Annotated in this window: 24 protein-coding genes and 2 pseudogenes; 23 read left to right on the top strand and 3 right to left on the bottom strand. The window is 49.6% G+C overall.

The window, feature by feature from the left end; genetic code table 11:
* Positions 1-13: 13 nt before the first annotated feature.
* The 3 genes from GBC03_12375 to GBC03_12365 all read left to right on the top strand — a co-directional run bounded on the left by GBC03_12375 (position 14) and on the right by GBC03_12365 (position 1579).
* On the top strand, positions 14-706 hold the full coding sequence (locus GBC03_12375; GenBank protein QFS70943.1) for a helix-turn-helix domain-containing protein: 693 nt from the start codon (positions 14-16) through the stop codon (positions 704-706).
* 280 nt (positions 707-986) lie between these two features.
* On the top strand, positions 987-1283 hold the full coding sequence (locus GBC03_12370) for a DUF1902 domain-containing protein (protein ID QFS70942.1): 297 nt from the start codon (positions 987-989) through the stop codon (positions 1281-1283).
* Positions 1284-1294: 11 nt separating this feature from the next.
* Positions 1295-1579: an addiction module toxin, HicA family gene (locus GBC03_12365; GenBank protein QFS70941.1), complete on the top strand. Its 285-nt coding sequence runs from the start codon at positions 1295-1297 to the stop codon at positions 1577-1579.
* Here GBC03_12365 and GBC03_12360 read toward each other — a convergent pair.
* Positions 1569-1799, bottom strand: a complete 231-nt coding sequence (locus tag GBC03_12360; protein QFS70940.1) for a hypothetical protein — start codon at positions 1797-1799, stop codon at positions 1569-1571. The two genes, GBC03_12365 and GBC03_12360, sit on opposite strands and share 11 nt — an antisense overlap.
* A gap of 415 nt (positions 1800-2214) precedes the next feature.
* On the opposite strand from GBC03_12360, the gene GBC03_12355 reads away from it, so the two are divergent.
* The 20 genes and pseudogenes from GBC03_12355 to GBC03_12260 all read left to right on the top strand — a co-directional run bounded on the left by GBC03_12355 (position 2215) and on the right by GBC03_12260 (position 15424).
* Positions 2215-2634, top strand: a complete 420-nt coding sequence (locus GBC03_12355; protein QFS70939.1) for an HNH endonuclease — start codon at positions 2215-2217, stop codon at positions 2632-2634.
* Between the two features lie 109 nt (positions 2635-2743).
* The gene (locus tag GBC03_12350) at positions 2744-3286 is read left to right on the top strand and encodes a Pathogenesis-related transcriptional factor and ERF protein (protein ID QFS70938.1); all 543 of its coding nucleotides are present in this window, start codon (positions 2744-2746) and stop codon (positions 3284-3286) included.
* Positions 3287-3341: 55 nt separating this feature from the next.
* A pseudogene (locus tag GBC03_12345) lies at positions 3342-3779 on the top strand (hypothetical protein).
* A 147-nt stretch (positions 3780-3926) separates the two neighbouring features.
* Positions 3927-4106 carry a hypothetical protein gene (locus tag GBC03_12340; GenBank protein QFS70937.1) on the top strand — a complete coding sequence of 60 codons (180 nt, stop codon included), beginning with the start codon at positions 3927-3929 and terminating at the stop codon, positions 4104-4106.
* Entirely contained in the window at positions 4081-4284 is a 204-nt protein-coding gene (locus tag GBC03_12335; protein QFS70936.1) for a cell division inhibitor protein, read from the top strand. The genes GBC03_12340 and GBC03_12335 overlap by 26 nt, the downstream gene beginning before the upstream one ends.
* Positions 4285-4354: 70 nt before the next feature.
* Complete coding sequence (locus tag GBC03_12330) at positions 4355-5326, top strand: hypothetical protein (protein QFS70935.1); 972 nt, start codon at positions 4355-4357, stop codon at positions 5324-5326.
* Positions 5327-5334: 8 nt separating this feature from the next.
* Positions 5335-5517 (top strand): hypothetical protein, encoded by a 183-nt coding sequence (locus GBC03_12325; protein ID QFS70934.1) that lies wholly within the window; start codon positions 5335-5337, stop codon positions 5515-5517.
* 8 nt (positions 5518-5525) lie between these two features.
* Positions 5526-6251: a recombinase gene (locus GBC03_12320; GenBank protein QFS70933.1), complete on the top strand. Its 726-nt coding sequence runs from the start codon at positions 5526-5528 to the stop codon at positions 6249-6251.
* 39 nt (positions 6252-6290) lie between these two features.
* The gene (locus GBC03_12315) at positions 6291-6572 is read left to right on the top strand and encodes a hypothetical protein (protein ID QFS70932.1); all 282 of its coding nucleotides are present in this window, start codon (positions 6291-6293) and stop codon (positions 6570-6572) included.
* Positions 6573-6625: 53 nt separating this feature from the next.
* Positions 6626-6838, top strand: a pseudogene (locus GBC03_12310) (hypothetical protein).
* Positions 6839-7026: 188 nt separating this feature from the next.
* Positions 7027-7668 carry a DNA methyltransferase gene (locus GBC03_12305; GenBank protein ID QFS70931.1) on the top strand — a complete coding sequence of 214 codons (642 nt, stop codon included), beginning with the start codon at positions 7027-7029 and terminating at the stop codon, positions 7666-7668.
* 268 nt (positions 7669-7936) lie between these two features.
* Complete coding sequence (locus GBC03_12300) at positions 7937-8158, top strand: TraR/DksA family transcriptional regulator (protein QFS70930.1); 222 nt, start codon at positions 7937-7939, stop codon at positions 8156-8158.
* Positions 8159-8169: 11 nt separating this feature from the next.
* Positions 8170-8928, top strand: a complete 759-nt coding sequence (locus GBC03_12295; protein QFS70929.1) for a hypothetical protein — start codon at positions 8170-8172, stop codon at positions 8926-8928.
* Entirely contained in the window at positions 8906-9145 is a 240-nt protein-coding gene (locus tag GBC03_12290; protein ID QFS70928.1) for a DUF4222 domain-containing protein, read from the top strand. Before GBC03_12295 ends, GBC03_12290 begins: the two co-directional genes overlap by 23 nt.
* A gap of 8 nt (positions 9146-9153) precedes the next feature.
* Entirely contained in the window at positions 9154-9384 is a 231-nt protein-coding gene (locus GBC03_12285; GenBank protein ID QFS70927.1) for a hypothetical protein, read from the top strand.
* Positions 9385-9516: 132 nt separating this feature from the next.
* On the top strand, positions 9517-9717 hold the full coding sequence (locus tag GBC03_12280; GenBank protein ID QFS70926.1) for an excisionase: 201 nt from the start codon (positions 9517-9519) through the stop codon (positions 9715-9717).
* A gap of 274 nt (positions 9718-9991) precedes the next feature.
* Positions 9992-11269, top strand: coding sequence for a DUF4102 domain-containing protein (locus tag GBC03_12275; protein ID QFS70925.1), 1278 nt, complete (start codon positions 9992-9994; stop codon positions 11267-11269).
* A 91-nt stretch (positions 11270-11360) separates the two neighbouring features.
* Positions 11361-12239, top strand: a complete 879-nt coding sequence (locus GBC03_12270) for a hypothetical protein (GenBank protein ID QFS70924.1) — start codon at positions 11361-11363, stop codon at positions 12237-12239.
* Between the two features lie 108 nt (positions 12240-12347).
* On the top strand, positions 12348-12548 hold the full coding sequence (locus tag GBC03_12265) for an AlpA family phage regulatory protein (GenBank protein QFS70923.1): 201 nt from the start codon (positions 12348-12350) through the stop codon (positions 12546-12548).
* A gap of 116 nt (positions 12549-12664) precedes the next feature.
* Positions 12665-15424 (top strand): DUF927 domain-containing protein, encoded by a 2760-nt coding sequence (locus GBC03_12260; GenBank protein ID QFS70922.1) that lies wholly within the window; start codon positions 12665-12667, stop codon positions 15422-15424.
* A 405-nt stretch (positions 15425-15829) separates the two neighbouring features.
* Here the strand turns inward: GBC03_12260 and GBC03_12255 are convergent, their stop codons facing one another.
* Positions 15830-16285: a hypothetical protein gene (locus GBC03_12255; protein QFS70921.1), complete on the bottom strand. Its 456-nt coding sequence runs from the start codon at positions 16283-16285 to the stop codon at positions 15830-15832.
* 110 nt (positions 16286-16395) lie between these two features.
* Positions 16396-17358: a hypothetical protein gene (locus tag GBC03_12250; GenBank protein ID QFS70920.1), complete on the bottom strand. Its 963-nt coding sequence runs from the start codon at positions 17356-17358 to the stop codon at positions 16396-16398.
* Between the last annotated feature and the right edge of the window lie 2 nt (positions 17359-17360).

Here is a 17360-nt window from a genome sequence, read left to right as displayed (position 1 = left end):
TACATTTAACCTTATGAAAACGACACTTGCTGGAAGACTGAAAGAAGCACGCGCGGCACGAGGCCTGACACAAAAGGCGCTCGGGGATCTCGTGGGTGTTAGCCAGGCGGCTATTCAGAAAATTGAAACAGGAAAAGCCAGCCAGACCACCAAGCTTGTGGAAATTGCTAACGCGCTCGGGGTAATGCCTGATTGGCTCAGCTCTGGAGAAGGGGCGATGCTTAATGACGGAAAGCAATCAGGGGCAGCTTTATTAACTAATGCAGCTTCGGACGTATTCCGCGTAGACGTTCTCGACCTCACTGTTAGTGCGGGACCGGGATCATTCATGATTTCTGAGTTTGTAGAAGTTCTGCATGCTATTGAGTTCACAAATGAGCATGCCCGCGCCCTCTTCGGCAATCGCGCACAGCATGATGTGAAGGTGATGACTGTAGACGGTGACAGTATGTGTCCAACGATTCAGTCTGGTGATCGCCTCTTCTTCGATGTGTCAGTGAGGAACTTCAAGGTTGACGGAGTATACGCATTTGTCTTTGGGCAGCACTTCCATGTTAAGCGTCTGCAAATGCAGGGCCTGCAATTAGCCGTGCTTTCAGATAACCCGGCTTACAAAGACTGGTATGTAACAGAAGAGAATCAGGACCAGCTCTACATCATGGGAAAAGCGCTGATCCATGAATCGATAGCTTACAACAAACTGTAGCAGTGGCCTGATGAGGTGTTTGGGTGATGAGAGAATATCTGATAGTAGGCGTGGTTACTTTGCTCTCGGTTGTTGCTATCGTGCTTATAGTGGCCTGATGAGACGTTTGGTTAAGGATGGCGAATTTTTCATACAAAACAATTACACTGTATAAAAATTCAGATTAATAAACCCCACTCCTTGACATTTACATTTTTATCTATTTTTTGAGTTGCCTAAAATCACCTATAGGGTAAACTTCACTTAAGCTCCTATATGAGAGCTTCTGAGGAGATACAAAATGAAAACCTTACGTTGCATGGCCTACCAGCAGAACGGCGTTTACGTAGCTGCGTGTTTAGACCTGTCATTGGCAGCGCAAGCAGATACCATGCAGGACGCCGTAAAAAAACTGGACGAACAGATTAAAGACTTTTTCACTGAAGCACTATCAGAACCGGAATATGCAAAACAATTACTTAGCCGTAAAGCACCGCTATCTATGTGGCTAAAGTATTGGGTGATCGCCTTTCAGGTCTTTGTCAGAAAACGAGGTGAAGCAAAGCTCTTTGCTGAACCTTGTGATGCTCATGCTTAGGACTGCATTACATGTTCTTGAAAAAGCTTACCCCTTTGAAATACGACGAGGTAATCAGAGGGCTTAAGAAAATGGGGTTTGAAATGAAACCCAAAACAGGAACCTCTCACGAACAATGGGTTCTCAAGAACAGCAAAGGGAAATGGGTGGTTACAGTTGATAAGCATCACGCCCCATTTTCCAGAGATTTGATAAAATCCATGGCTAAACAAGCCGGGCTGAAAGATCGCCACTTTCACGCATTATGCAGAGGTGACGCTACGCTTGAAGATATAGGATTTCAAATCACCAGCTAAAACCCGGCCACCGCGCCGGGTTTTTATTGCCCTTCCGCACTATCTCAGCTGCATCCCTGTTCACACCCTTACCTATCACGTTTCCCGTTTCCTTCCGGTACCGTTCCAGCTTGTCGATGATGTTTTGCTGGGTCATAGGTAAATCTGCCAGTGACAACTCCATGACCGCCCGCCCCATGGCGTGAACCATCATGTTCACTCTTTCTTCATCCAAGCCCATTACCCACTCCTTTTTGATGTTTTTTCAAACATACCATCATCGGAGCTAAAAATAAATTTAGTTTAAAAACAACCAAATAAAACCACATTAATCATTAATACAACTATTGTTGTTGACGATAAAACAACTATGGTTTTTAATAAGCCCATCGAAACGAAACATCGACAGCTGAGCGAAGTTAGCCAGCGGCGGATAGCAAGTCGCCTGCTTTTTAACAACATGCAGATTTACAGCGTCAATGACCTGTTATGACCCCTACACGAAAACGTGCTGTATCACCGGGTGCGATCCGGTCGGTGAGAGAGTATCCCCGCGCGAGAGCGAGAACGGCGTGAGAACGGGCAACACTGGCAGGGAGTTGGCGCTGACTACACACGAATACTTAACCTAATGATTTTTATCAAAAGAGGTCGATATGTTAAGTGCATGTGTCGAACACAAACAGAACAGAAAATACGGAATTACCACGACTAAGGTTAACGGTAAAACGGTATCAATAAAGCTTCACAGGAAGGCTTATTGCGAGGCAAACGGACTCACATTGGATGACATTCGCGGCTTGATTGTTATGCACGAGTGTGACAACCCAAAGTGTATCAATCCTTCTCACCTACGAATTGGCACCCATCAGGACAATATGAATGATATGGCACTTAAGGGTAGAAGTTGCCACCGTCACGGCGAGTTAAACCCAAGAGCGAAATTAAGTAGTTCTGACGTTGATGAAATAAAACGGCTTAAGGGAAAGAAAACGCAAAAACAGATTGCCGATATGTTCAACGTCAGCAAATCACATATCGGCAGAATTCAGAGGGGCGATCGCTGGGGTGGTTAACGCCACCTTACCGCACCGGAATGGTTTGCTGCTCAGTTCCCGAACATCGGGGAATCTTTACCGGCAGCTCTTTGCGAGGGGCTGACGGTAAACAAGCAGGGAGGTAATTATGCGGCCTGAGTTAAACCAAGAGTATCTCCGCAAAATCCTAACTTACGATCCTGAAAGTGGTCATTTCAAATGGAACTTTAACAAAGGCGCTCGCAATAAATCTCCTTATGCGGGGACGCTAACCAGTTACGGGTACATCAAGATCCTGATCGACCAAAAGCAATACTTTGCTCACAGGCTCGCATGGCTTTATGTGCATGGACACTGGCCTGAAGGTTTTATCGACCACATCAACGGCGATAAAGCTGACAACCGCCTAGTTAACCTCAGAGAAGCTAAGCGTGAGGAAAACTGCCGGAATGTATCCATTAAATCAACAAACACCAGCGGTTACATCGGGATCAGCATTGATAAGCGTCATGGGTGCTGGAGAGCGCAGATCAAGGTTAACAGGAAGCAAATAGCCCTCGGTACTTTCCAAACAAAAATTGATGCGGTGCGTGCTTTTAACGAGGCGGCCGTTTTCCATCATGGCGAATACGCCATTCGAAAGATTAAACATAACGAAGAGATGCTCATGAAAGAGTTTGGGCATCTTTAGCATTTCTCCCGCATCAGCGGGTAACGACATAGCCAACCTCAAGCATCTTAACCCGGTGCTTGGTGATGGTAATGAAGCCATCGTAACCAAACAGGAGACGAAGACCTGTTCTGGTTAAGTTTGAAAAGTCTTTTTTGGCCCGCCACCGTGCGGGCATTTTTTCGGAGGTTGCATGTTTGCTACTGATATTACGTTGAAGTACGGCACTCATCAGCCAGAGACGATTCTGGAAACAATGCCGATTGAAGAAGCATCTCAAATCATCAAGGAGAAGCTTCGTGATGAAGTACGCCAAGAGCTCGAGTGTGAGTATGGTGATCGCCTTTATGAGGCTGAAGAAGAGGCATCAAACTGGGAAAGCAGAGCTGATGACTATGAAAGCGACGCAACTTGCTTGGCTAAAGCCATAAGAGATGCTTTTGAATCTTCCAACTTTGAAGATGCAAAGTTGATTCTCGAGCGAGCGATGCACGATCAAAAAAACTATTTCTGAAGACCCGCCACGGCGGGTTTTTTATCGGCCATACATAGGCAGATTTTCGAGTCTGCCCATTTATGACAACCGGCGGCCATCCACCGCCAGATATTGCGCAACCCCATTATTAACGTTCCGTTCGCCGCGATAAGGCCAAGAGGATTTATGACAGTCACCCACAACGGCAAGCAGTACACCGCCAAAAAGCTCAACGATAACGAGTGGCAGCTGACGTCGGTATCGGCACCGCGTGAAAAGCTGACGCTTAACCGCTGGCAGATGCATATCGCTGGTCTCCTGGAAAAGGTTGAGGTGAAGCATGATGCACCATTACGGAGTGTTTGAAGTTAACCGCGGCGCCGTTCAGCCAGGAATGCTGGTAAAGCACAAAGACGGAATGTGGACCGCATCAGCAAATGCCCGCGGCAAACTCTACCTTCACCGCGGCTGTGAGCGCACCTACACCAAAGAGCTGCTTGTTGAGGTTTATCTCGACGGTCGCGGTCACGGACTTAGTCACTAACCACCCTATTCAACCGATCGGCCTGGCTTTCTGCGGGCGGCATCGTTGCATCCAAATTTCAGGAGAAACCATGAGCGAAGTAACGGACTTAACTGTCATCGAAATCAAGCCTGAGCAGGCACCGGTGCTTTACGTATCGGGCGGCCTTGATGTTTACCTCGAGCAAATCCGCCAGGCAGTGAACGAAGTACCTGACCTGTCCACGAAGAAAGGCCGTGACCGTGTCGCCTCTCTGGCGGCGCAGGTATCCCGCAGCAAGACGGCAATCGAAAAGCCGGGCCGTGAATACCTTAAGCGCCTGAAAGAGGCTGTGCGTCCAGCAGAGGCTGAAATTAAGCGATTCGTTGATGCTTGCGACGAGCTACGTGATGCGACCCGCCGCCCACTAACCGAATGGGAAGCCGAGCAGGAACGCATTAAGGCTGAAGAAGCCATGAACGCGATGCACGCCGAAGCGCTGGAGATGAACATCAGGTTCGATCAGGAGCTGGCTGCCAAGTTCGAAGCGGACCACGAAATGGCCCTGCTGATGAATAAGGATTTTGACCGTGACCGCGAAGAGCAGCGCCGTCTGGCGGAACAGGCTCAGCGTGAACGTGATGAGCAACTGAAACAGGAAGCGGCAGAACAAGCCCGCCGCGATGCAGAAGCGAAGCACAAAGCTGAGTTGGATGCAGCGGCACGCCGTGAGGCTGAAGAGAAAGCCCGCGCTGAACTAGCGGAGCGCCAGCGCATTGAAGCGGAACAGCGTGCAGCTCGCGAGAAGCAGGAAGCGGAAGCCCGGGCGGAACGCGAAAAAGCCGCGGCGGTTGAAGCCGAGCGCCTGAAGGCAAAACAGGCCGAAGATGCTCGCCTGGCCGAAGAGAAGCGCAAAGCCGACGAGCAAGCCAAGCGCGAAGCTGACGTTAAGCACCGCAAGACGGTCGGCACCAACATCGTTAACGCGCTCACCAGCCACACAAGCTTAACCCGCGAACAGGCTATCGAAGTGCTTACCGCTCTGAAAGATGACCTGATCCCCTGCGCAAAAATTCATTACTGAGGTGAACAATGATCCCCGTTGATTTAGCAAGAACACCGGAGCTCAGCCGGATAAAACGCAAGTATCACGTTGTTGAAGCTCTGTACTGGCGTAAGTCCGCCAACAAAAGCATGAAGCGTCATTGTCTGCGCATGGCTCGTGATGAACGCATCAATCAATGTGACTTTCTCGGCGAAAACCTGCCGTTCTGAGGTGAAGCATGGATCTGAATAAATTAGATGAGCCATTCCATTCAGACGACATCGAATGGCGCATACAGCAAGCAGGGAAAACTAATAACGGCATTTGGGCCAAAGTGCTGGCTTACGTTACTAACCGGGCAATCATGAAACGCCTGGATGAAGTATGCGGAAAGGCTGGCTGGCGTAACGACTACCGCGACATCCCAAATAATGGCGGGGTTGAGTGCGGTATTTCCATCAAAGTTGATGGCGAGTGGATCACCAAATGGGATGCGGCTGAAAACACCCAGGTAGAAGCTGTTAAAGGGGGGCGTTCTGGCGCAATGAAGCGCGCCGCCGTTCAGTGGGGTATCGGACGTTACCTCTACAACCTGGATGAAGGTTTTGCCGTAGTTTCAGCAACACGCGCACCGGGATTCCAGTATGCAAAATCAAAAGAGGTCGGCGTGTTTTACTGGAAGGCTCCAGCATTGCCAGCATGGGCATTGCCATCCGGATCTGCAGTCCAACAGGAAGAGCAACCTTGCAATGAGGCGCAGCAGGAAGAGAGGACAACTCAGCCTGAGGATGCTGACAAAATCCTTGCCGATTTCTCTGAATATGCCAGCTCTGAAAACAACAGCGAGCGGCTAAAGCATCGATACGAAGAAACATGGAAATTGCTTAACGGATTTTCTGAGCACCAGAACAAATGCAAAGACGTCACTGGTATTCGCATCAAAGAGCTCAAACAGGCTGCGTAAAACCACTCTTCATTAGCGGGCGGCATTGCCGTTAACACTATGACTCCTGAATCGATTATCAGAATTCTGCGTAAGGATGCGCGGAATCATATCACTTCATTCCACCGTTGGCAGACCGCAAAGGGAGCTCTTGGTCATACCGGCGGAATCACTCTCAACTATCACGAGCCCTATTACGAGGGGTGGGCACCTGCTTTGGAGATGCAACAAACATTCATCTCAGGCCCGTCTCTGTCTCGGATTCAACACCTACTTACCAGCGAGGAATGGGGAAACGGAACGATCGGCGGCTGCGTGTATCGCCTTAAGGAGAGCCAATGAGCGTACTTTGGCAATCTTGGGAAAACCTATTCCTGCATGAAGTGGGTGGAACAATGCCGGTATCGGTCATTGCTGAAAAGCTTGAGCGCACGGAACGCGCCATAACAACTCAAGCATCGCGTATCGGCGCAAGTATTCCATCTCGAATGACCGGCAGACGCTGGACTAAAGCCGAGTTATTCCTTCTCAGTCGTTTCACACCTGAAGAGGTCGCTGCAGCAACCGGGCGTTCCATCTACTCCGTACGCAGCAAATTACAGTCTCTGACCAGAACGTCAGGAGGAAAAGTCATGCCTGAATGGACAGCAGAAGAAGTTGCATACCTGTGGCGCCACACAAACGCAGAAGTCGCAGATATGACCGGACGGAGTATCGAAGAGGTCGGAGATAAGCGGCTGCAAACCAATATGGAGCGTAATGGCTGGGATGTTAACGACCCGGAGCGGGAGGGTGTATGACCGGAAAATACTCTCTAATCTACGCTGATCCGCCCTGGTCTTACGGCAACACCATAAGCAACGGCGCCGCTGCCGACCACTACTCCACCATGAAGTTAATCGACATCAAGCGTCTGCCAGTGTGGGAACTAGCCGCCGAAAACGCGGTGCTGGCGATGTGGTACACAGGTACGCATAACCAGGAAGCGATAGAACTGGCCGAGGCCTGGGGTTTTACCGTTCGCACGATGAAGGGCTTTACCTGGGTGAAGCTGAACCAGAACGCGGAACTGCGCATCAACAAGGCGCTGGCCGAGGGTGAAGTCACCGACTTTTACGACTTCCTCGATCTGCTTAACGCTGAGACGCGCATGAACGGTGGCAACCACACCCGAGCCAACACCGAGGACTTGCTGATTGCTACCCGCGGCGCCGGGCTGGAGCGAAAGCATGCCGCGATTAAGCAGGTGGTCTACAGCCCGCTCGGCGCGCACAGCGAAAAGCCTTGGGAAGTGCGCCACCGGCTGGAGCTGCTTTATGGAGATGTGCCGCGCATTGAGCTGTTTAGTCGCAGCGCGGCACCGGGCTGGGATGCTTGGGGGAATGAAGTTGATGGCGATGTGAAGCTTGTTCCGGGGAGATATGAAAATGCCGAGTAGAAACTGCCCTGAATTAACTGCCGAAATGGTTAGAGAGCTTCTGGAATATGACCCCACAACAGGGCTGCTGACCTGGAAGACTTGTCGCAAAAAAGTCCAGAAAGGTAGTGTTGCTGGCTCGGTTTGTGGGAACGGTAGAAAGCTTTACGTCAAAGTTAGGATTGGCCGCCTCTATCGCGCGCATCGTCTCATTTGGCTGATAGTGACAGGTGAATGGCCAAAGTATCACCTTCAACCGAATTAACCGACAGTTCCGGGAGCATTGACCATGGCCGACATCATCGACACAGCAGCAGAGATTGAAGAGCTTCAGCGTAACGCTGCCCTTTCCGCTCACCGGCTCAACCGTAACACCATATCAGCTGAGCATTGCGCGGAATGCGGCGAGGATATCCCGGCGCCGCGGCGCGCCGCCGTTCCCGGCTGCCAGACATGCGCGGAGTGCCAATCGGTCATTGAGCTGAAGAATAAGCAGAGGGGGATCCAGTGAAAGAGCGCGGAATGATTTTTAATGGCGAGATGGTTCGCGCCATCCTCGGCGGTCGGAAGACGCAGACCCGGCGCATCATGAAAATTCAGCCGTCTGATGGCTTCCATCCAACGCATAACGGTTACGATCTGGATTTAAACGCACACTGGTACACGCCTGGCGTGGTCGATAAAAACGGATACCTGCAGCCTGCAAAGAAAGATGTGTTTGGCGTTGCTGATGAGAATGAAGGCTATACCTGCCCGTTCGGTGCCGTCGGCGATCGCATCTGGGTGCGCGAAACGTGGGGCGTAGTTAGCCATGAACTGGATGAGGACGGTCGCATTCAGCCATGGATCCCTGACCGTCCTGCCACAGCCATTCACGAAATGCCGTTTGGTAATGGTTACTACTCTGGTCACGCTATTTACGCAGCAGATGGGGATTTTACCTGGGGTGATGACGATGGCTATGAAGATGGTCGTTCGTGCTGGAAACCATCTATCCACATGCCTCGCGCAGCCTGTCGCATTCTGCTGGAAGTTACCAGCGTGAGCGTGGAGCGCTTGAACTCTATCAGCCAGGAGGATGCGCAGGCTGAAGGCATGGAACTTACCGGATGGCGGCCAACATACTCTGACCCAGATAGCGGCGGAGAAGTCTGGACTCCATATGACAACTTTGCGCAGCTGTGGGAATCAATCTACGGCGAGGAAAGTTGGAAGGCCAACCCATGGGTTTGGGTAATTGAATTTAAGGTGGTGCCCAATGTTCAGGATAATCCAGCCTAACACCTGGTACGCCGATCCCCACGGCGCGCCCTGCAAAATCATCCGCACTACCCACGAAGTAATCCACTACATCCGCAACGGTCGCACCTGCATCGCCAGCATGGGCCGCTTTCAGCATGAATTCGAGCCGCTGACCAAAGCACAGGCCGAGCGGATCGCCGAAGAAATCGAAACAGCAGATCACCTGAAAAAGCTGCGCGCCCAGCGTGCGGCGTAAGGAGAACTATGAGCACCATTCAGGACATCCGAAACCAGCTATCAACTCTGGTCACCGAGGCGCACAAGGTTGCATGCGCCCTCGATATAGGTGACGAGCGAACCGAGGCATTTGAGCTTTACGAAGCACTTCGTCGACTTCAGCGGCAGGGCGCCGCCGGAGAGATTCTCTCAGCAACTAACCCCCTTCTCACCTCGCCATATTACGACGAGGACTGGGACGAAGATGAAGACGACTGACGCAACTGATAGCCAGTTATGAGCTGGCTTTTGGGTGCGAAAGCACTGCAACGTTATCCCTTTTGCCCTCCACTGTGAGGGCATTCTTTTACCTGTTTTACAGGTTCGATTTCCAAACCGGAGATGAAACCCATGCAACACCAATTACAGCCCGATTCACTGGTTGATCTGAAATTCATCATGGCAGATACTGGTTTCGGAAAGACCTTCATCTATGACCGCATCAAAGACGGCACCCTGCCAAAAAGCAGACTCATCCACGGCCGCGCCCGTTGGTTATATAGTGAGCATTGCGCATTCAAAGAAAAGCTCCTGAATCGCCACGATGGGTAAAACTGCGGGTAAAATAAAATCCAATTCTGAAAAACCCCTTTCCTAACAATCCCCTGCCATGCCAATTCGATGTATGCAGGGGACACCATTAAGTCATTTCACACCACTTCAGTTCACTTCACAACATCAGCAATACCAAGCCTTTCAACAGAAACCACACTTACACAGCGTTCAATTACCTTCATGACATTACAGCACTCTGATGGTATAAGTGATGGTATTCATCAGTTCGATATCCAGATACCATCAATTACCTCTTGAGGGGGTGCCATTTATGGCTATAAACGAGCTTTCACCCAAACAGATCGAGAATGCCAAGCCACGAGACACCGATTACAAAATAACCGATGGTGGCAGTCTGTACCTCTTGGTCAAAAAAACGGGTGGCAAATACTGGCGCATGAATTATCGCTTTGCTGGTAAACAGGCGACATTAGCATTGGGCGTGTATCCGGATGTTCCACTGACAACAGCACGTAAACGCAGAGATGAAGCCAGACAGCTTCTTGCCGACGGCAAAGATCCACGTGAAGCAAAAAAAGCTGAAAGCACTGAACCAACGTCACCGACTTTCGAGGCTATAGCCCGTGAGTGGCACGGCGGAACGATGGGACATCCTGAGTGGAAAGAGATCACCCGTAATAAAATATTGAGGGAAATGGAAAACCACATATTTCCTCTCATCGGTAGTAAACCCATCGACAGCTTAAAAACACGGGATCTGCTACCTTTGCTTATCAGCATGAACGAACAAGGCATTGGTGCTACTACGGGAAGAGTAAAGACAACGATGAGCAGCGTATTCCGCTATGCGGTTCAGCGTGGAATAGTCGAGTACAACCCAGCTCACGACCTGAAAGGTGCTTTGACGAGTCCTAAAACTAAACACCGCCCCGCCCTTCCTCTGGATCGCCTGCCAGAATTGATGACGAAAACTGCAACATACACAGGCAGATCTCTCACCAAACTCGCAGTATTACTATCTCTTCATACGTTTGTTCGCTCCAGCGAACTTCGCCACGCTCGCTGGGACGAGATAAATTTTGATACTGCCATGTGGACAATCCCTGGTCAGCGAGAAGAAATCGCAGGTGTAAAATTCTCTGAACGTGGGGCTAAAATGGGCAGTGGGCATTCAGTACCATTGTCTTCGCAGGCAATTGACGTATTGAAATCGATTAAAAGCATCAGCAATGAGTACACACTGATTTTTCCTGGCGATAGCAACCCCTATAAGCCTATGAGTGAGAACACGGTTAATAAAGCGCTCCGTACTATGGGTTATGATACTCAGGCCGATGTTTGCTTACATGGTTTCCGGGCAATGGCCTGCTCTGCTCTTACCGAATCAGGATTGTGGTCACGGGATGCCGTAGAGCGGCAAATGAGCCATCAGGAACGTAATGAGGTACGTGCGGCTTATGTTCATCTGGCGCAGCACATGCAGGAGCGCCGCCGAATGATGCAGTGGTGGTCAGACTATCTTGAAGCAAACTCTGATCAACATGTTGCACCATATGACATGAAGAAATTACGGGTTGTTGGCAATTAACCGAACAAACTGGGGCTAGCCCGGTCAGGCGAAAAGCAGTAACACCTGATGCCTGCCTCAGTTTTTATCAGATGCGCAAGAGGATGAGGTGATGGATAGCAACGTCTGGAAAGAGAACCGAATCGCGCCTTTAGAATACTGCTCATTCGAAAGAGCTGCTAAATTGCTCAATTGCGAATGTGAAGACTTAATTCACTGGAATAAAATAGGTGCTATCTCAATAGCTTTTGAGCCTAAAAATTTAGCTGGTGATTTGTCTGTTAGCTTTTACGAAAATGCCGCTGATAATATTGAACGATATAACCTCTCGTACAATATCACAGCCGAGTTGAGCTTTTATGGTTCTATTTTTAACTCTAAACGAGGACATAAAGAAGGTGTGTATTTCCATCAATCCCGTTATGGATTTAATTTTTCAGGGTACATTAATGGATTGTGGATTATTAGCTCCGGAATTATAAATGAAAATAATGGAGTATTCATAACAAATAAAAACCACAAAGGACATAATTTATTTCACCCTGTTAGTAGATCTGATGAAATTTGCTCTGTCTTTTTTATTTACAAAGGAGAGGAGGAGTTTTCACTTGAATTGAGTGAGCTTTTCATAACAAGGTTAGATATCGAAAAAATCTGGACAGCTACAATCCTTGGTGAGCCAATGGATAGCTATTTCACGGGTAAACCTCGAGAAGATAAACCTATTATTCCAAATGCTGTATCGCTAACACAAAGTGCAAGGCATGATAAAAATAGGCAGAGACTCGAATCTGCGGCTAAAAAGGTACTTGCCAATCACCGGAGTGAATGTGTCGACAAAGGTGGTAAATTGGTTTTTACAAAATGGGCTTCAGCCACATTGAAATATAGAAATGATTATGGAGGCTTTATTCATTCGAGCCAAAGAGGAATAAGTAAAATACTCAAGGAAATGCAGGAAGAGGAAATTGCTCAACATAATGCAGAGTAAACTTACCCTGCTACTGTGTAAGCTTACCCTGTATTTAAATCGTTCTACGCACCTCCTAACATTTGTCGTGATGATTACACTAACGACATAACATGGCAGGTGAAACCTATGATTACACAACCCTACCCTCACACCGGGCATGCCCGACCACGAGCTACTGCTGATTTTCTCAAAGTCAGCACTGTCACTCTTTGGCGCTGGGAAACAAGCAAACCCGATTTCCCGAAGTCCATTCGTCTTTCTGAACGCGTCACTGTCTACGACGCTGCAGAGATCCGATCCTGGCTGGATTCGAAGAAGCACAGCTAACCCTGGAGTAAAAACTATGAAATTAGAAAAATCTGGCTTAACTGCCAGTGGCCAAACTCACGCTGAAAAAAGTGAACCGCTAATTATCATTAGCAAACATTTGAGCGGTGAATCCGATGCGTAATATCGACTTTATACGCGAAGTGACTCATACCGCTGCCGGGCAATGGCATTCCGTTTTGTCTGACCTCAGTATCGCAGTTTCTGATTCACCGCTCAGGCATACCCCCTGCCCGGCGTGCGGAGGAACAGATCGCTTTCGGTTCGACGACAACGAGCGCGGGGCTCATATCTGCAATCAGTGTGGCGCTGGCGACGGCCTCGATCTGATTAAGAAGGTGAATGGCTGCGACACGACAGAGGCCGCGCAGCTGGTAGCGGAAGTGCTGGGTATTGATTTTCGGGTATCGCAAACGAATCTAAGCGCTGTCATTGAGCGCCGGAAATTACTTAAGACAGAGCGCCTGCAGCGTGAGCAAATGCGACAGGAGCAGGCCGCACAGGACACAGAGCACCGTCGCCTAGCCTTTTCTCGCCGCTATGCAGCGATGTGCCAGAATGTCACACAGGGCGAATCTGACTATCTGAAATCAAAGGGGCTGAACGGCCTCACCTATCCCCTTCTCACTAATGGCGCGATCCTGCTGCCGCTGGTGGACAACACTGGTGCGGTCACTGCCGCACAAACCATTACCTCGAGCGGGGAAAAACGTCTTGTAGTGGATTCAGCCAAACGCGGAGCATTCCACGCTATCAACGCTACAGAGCAACCGCAGGAGGTGATCCTTGCCGAAGGACTGGCAACGGCCTTATCAGTTCACTTAATGCGACCGGATGCACTGACCATCTGTGCAGTCGATGCCGGTAACCTGTTACACGTCGCCATCCAGATGCGTCAGCAGTACCCACAAGCAAAAATAATTATTGCCGCTGATAACGACCACCACAACAACCAGCCAAACACCGGGAAAGCGGTCGCAGATAAAGCGGCGCTTTTGGTAGCTGGATGGGTGGCTCTTCCACCGGGTGAGAATAAAGCCGACTGGAACGACATCCACCAGCAATACGGGGTAGCTGAGAGCATCTGCATGTTTACCGATTCGATGTACCAAGCACAGGGAGAAAGCATGAAACCAGAGTTGCAGGCCATTGAGGGAGGTAAATCTAGCCCTCCAGAAATAGACCCGTTAAAACCGCGTATCGAGAGCCGGGAGGATGGTGTGTACTGGATTGTGCCAAAGGTGGACAAAGAAAGCGGCAATATTATCAATAACGAAAACTGGCTGGCGTCAGCAATGGACGTGATCGGCTCCGGACGCGACGATAAAGACCAGTATCTGATATTACGCTGGCTGGCCTTTGGCTCAGACGTACCGACGACCGCTGCCATTCCCCTAGCGGATATTGGAGAGCGAGAAGGCTGGCGCGCTTTGAAAGCAGGCGGGGTTAAAGTCACTGCTAAAAGCAATATGAGGGCAATTTTGGCCGACTGGTTACAGCGCAACAGCTCACGTGAGCTATGGCGTGTTACCTATGCCACTGGCTGGCAGTGCGGGGCATATATCATGCCCGACGGAGAAATCATCGGCACACCTGCCAGGCCTGTTTTATTCAGCGGTCGCAGCTCCGCAAGTGCAGGTTATGCCGTACAGGGCACAACTGAGAGTTGGCGTGGCAGTGTGGCGCGTCTGGCATACGGCAACTATGCAATGATGACCGGCGTCGCTGCCGCCCTGGCAGCGCCATTAATCGGCCTGACGGGCGCGGATGGGTTCGGCATTCACTTTTATGAGCAGTCGAGTGCAGGCAAAACCACCACCGCGAATGTGGCGAGCAGCTTATACGGCAATCCGGATTTATTACGCCTGACGTGGTACGGAACGGCATTGGGGCTGGCAAACGAAGCCGCCGCTCACAATGACGGATTAATGCCACTGGATGAAGTCGGACAGGGAGCTGACCCGGTGAGCGTGTCGCAGTCTGCCTATGCGCTATTTAACGGTGTAGGAAAATTGCAGGGCGCGAAGGAAGGCGGCAACCGCGATTTAAAACGCTGGCGAACCGTGGCTATCAGTACAGGTGAAATGGATTTAGAAACATTCATAGCCAGTGCGGGGCGCAAAACCAAAGCGGGACAACTCGTGCGCCTACTGAATATACCGCTCAGTAAAGCTGTGCGCTTTCATGAATACGCGAACGGCAAGCAACATGCCGACGCACTCAAAGAAGCATACCAGCACCATCACGGTTCCGCTGGAAGGTCGTGGATAAAATGGCTGGCAGACCACTCGCAACAGGCGATTGATACCGTGCGTAAGTGTGAAGCACACTGGCGCAATCTTATTCCTGCCGACTATGGCGAGCAGGTACATCGTGTGGCCGCACGATTTGCCATTCTGGAGGCTGCGTTACAGTTGAGTGAAGCGGTCACGGGATGGGATGCACAGACCTGCCGTGATGCAATACAGCACAGTTACAACGCGTGGCTACGCGAGTTCGGCACCGGCAACAAAGAACACCAGCAAATAATTGAACAGTGCGAGGCGTTTTTGAATTCCTATGGATTCAGCCGGTTTGCACCGTTCCCCTATAGCTCAGCCGATATGCCGATTAAGGATCTGGCGGGGTATCGTCAGAAAGGGAAGCACGAAAACGATCCGACAATCTACTACACCTTTCGAAGCACATTTGAAAAAGAGATCGCCCAGAACTTTAACCCGAAGCAATTCGCTGAAGTTCTGAAAAATTCAGGGATGTTGACCCCTCCTACGAGCGGGCGAGGTTACCAGCGCAAATCACCTCGCATCGACGGAAGGCAGATTAACGTTTACGTCCTGACCTTCCAGACAGAGGACTACGCCGCATCTGAGGAATAGCATTTTTCACATACGTAAAAAGGGTGTTGGTTCAGTTAGCTCAGTCGGTTCAATATAAAATGCTCATTGTTTTATAAGGATTTTAATTCGCATATTGAACCAGCGCTGAACCAACAAATATCCGTTTTGAATCAATAATTAGTAATACTGACATTCCCTCTGGCAGGCAGTAAACCAACAGAAAGTCCCGCTGAACCAGCTCAGCATCACCAATGTTGGTTCAGCAAAACCCGGTGTTGGCAAGGCCTGCCGGGCATTGAACCGACTAAACCAACAGAACCAACACTACTGTGCTTACTATCAGTAAAAATCAGGTGAGGTATGACGGCTTTGAAAAATGGCCACACAGATTTCAGCGTACGAGTGGCTGATAGCTGCTTAACGTAACCTTTCAGGTGATGCCAGTTATGCAGAATTATTTGCAGACTCACTCAAGCCCATTTCTCCCCAAGCATTTTTCCAGCCAGCAATGCGTTTTACCGAAATAGAATGATGCGTCGACTCATCATTCTGCGCACGGTGCCCACCATGCTTATCCAGATACGCCAAATGAGCCTCATAAATATCATTCCTGATCCACGACAGCGGCGTAATATAGAAAGTATTCGGCTCTCGTCCGAGATCAACAAACACCCAAAACGCATTATCTTTTTTATCAAGAGTACACTGGGCAGCATAGTTGGTTGTGGTTTGCCATGTTCCTGCTTTTTTCGATCGGGTCGTCACTTTGCACGTTTTACCGTTGGGTGCCTCAAATAAGATGAATGACTTGTTGCCTTCCTTTTGAACGACAATATTTCTGGCCCCAAGGCTGGTTAATTTGTGCAATACCGCTAACTGCCCTAATTCTGCTGTGTTCATAATTTCCTCTCGAACGATTCAAAAAAACCAGCAAGTGCCGCAAATTTGCAGCGATGAGGTAAAAGCCTAAAACAACAAAAGCAACTTTCAGCACCTAATAAAAAAAAGCACTACGCCTCATGTGGTGATATCAACCACACCACCTGCATCCAGGACAGTCTTTTTTGCAACTGTGGGATAACGTTATTCAGCCAGTACAGGGAGGAAACATAGCCTGAAGATCCGCCGCCACGGCTAAACCGTTTTACAAAAAACTCATCTTCCCCTACCCGATGAATTAATGATCTTCCAGTCAATGCCTGGAATGCCGCCGCGATGATATTTGCCAACTCGTCTTCATCTTCCGGGATACTCACCTGACACAAAGCCTTGCGCATTTCCAACCATAAGAAGAGACTCCCGCGCGATCCCCACTGGGTTGGCGCAGGATCAAACAAGTCAGATACAACAGCCCATTCACGTTCCGGAAAGCTAATCTTTTTTGCCGCAACCTTATGTACCAATGGGAAAAATATCTGCCTGAAAAAATCAGCCTCTACCATGAATGTAAAACCTTCAGCCACATCAAAGTGAATGGCTTCAGTCGTTGATATCGCTTTACCCGTCAACGCAAAAAAGAGGTGATTTAGCCTGGTATCCAGTTCGCTAAGGTCATCAGGACATGGCTCAACACCTGAAGCCGAAATCATTTTATCGACCAAAATTTGGTTGCCATCATAATCAGTGAACAATTGCCGTTCAGTGGCAACGACTTTTCTGATGATTTGCGCGAGAGTCTCTTTTTGTGGGAAAAGAAGATACTCCAGTTCGGGTCTGTTGTGCTTTTCGACCACGATGTCATAAGCCGTCTGCCGCTTAGTGTTCGTTGTCGCACTTCGCTCGGCCCCAAGAGATAACAATTCCCCTATCACCGACAAATTAGCCCCATGCCATGCCGCCTGATGCAACGGGGTGTAGCCTTTAGGTTCACTGGGAAGATTGACCAGATGAGGATAATCACCAAGAATGGGCAAAAGCATTTCCCATTCTCCCTGGAAAGCGAGTTTTAATACTTTATCGTTAACAGACCTCATTC

This window comes from Citrobacter telavivensis, assembly GCA_009363175.1.
In the GTDB taxonomy this organism is placed as follows: Bacteria; Pseudomonadota; Gammaproteobacteria; order Enterobacterales; family Enterobacteriaceae; genus Citrobacter_A; species Citrobacter_A telavivensis.
The sequence above is the reverse complement of the archived record's forward strand: the minus strand, read 5'-3'. Positions and strand labels throughout refer to the sequence as shown.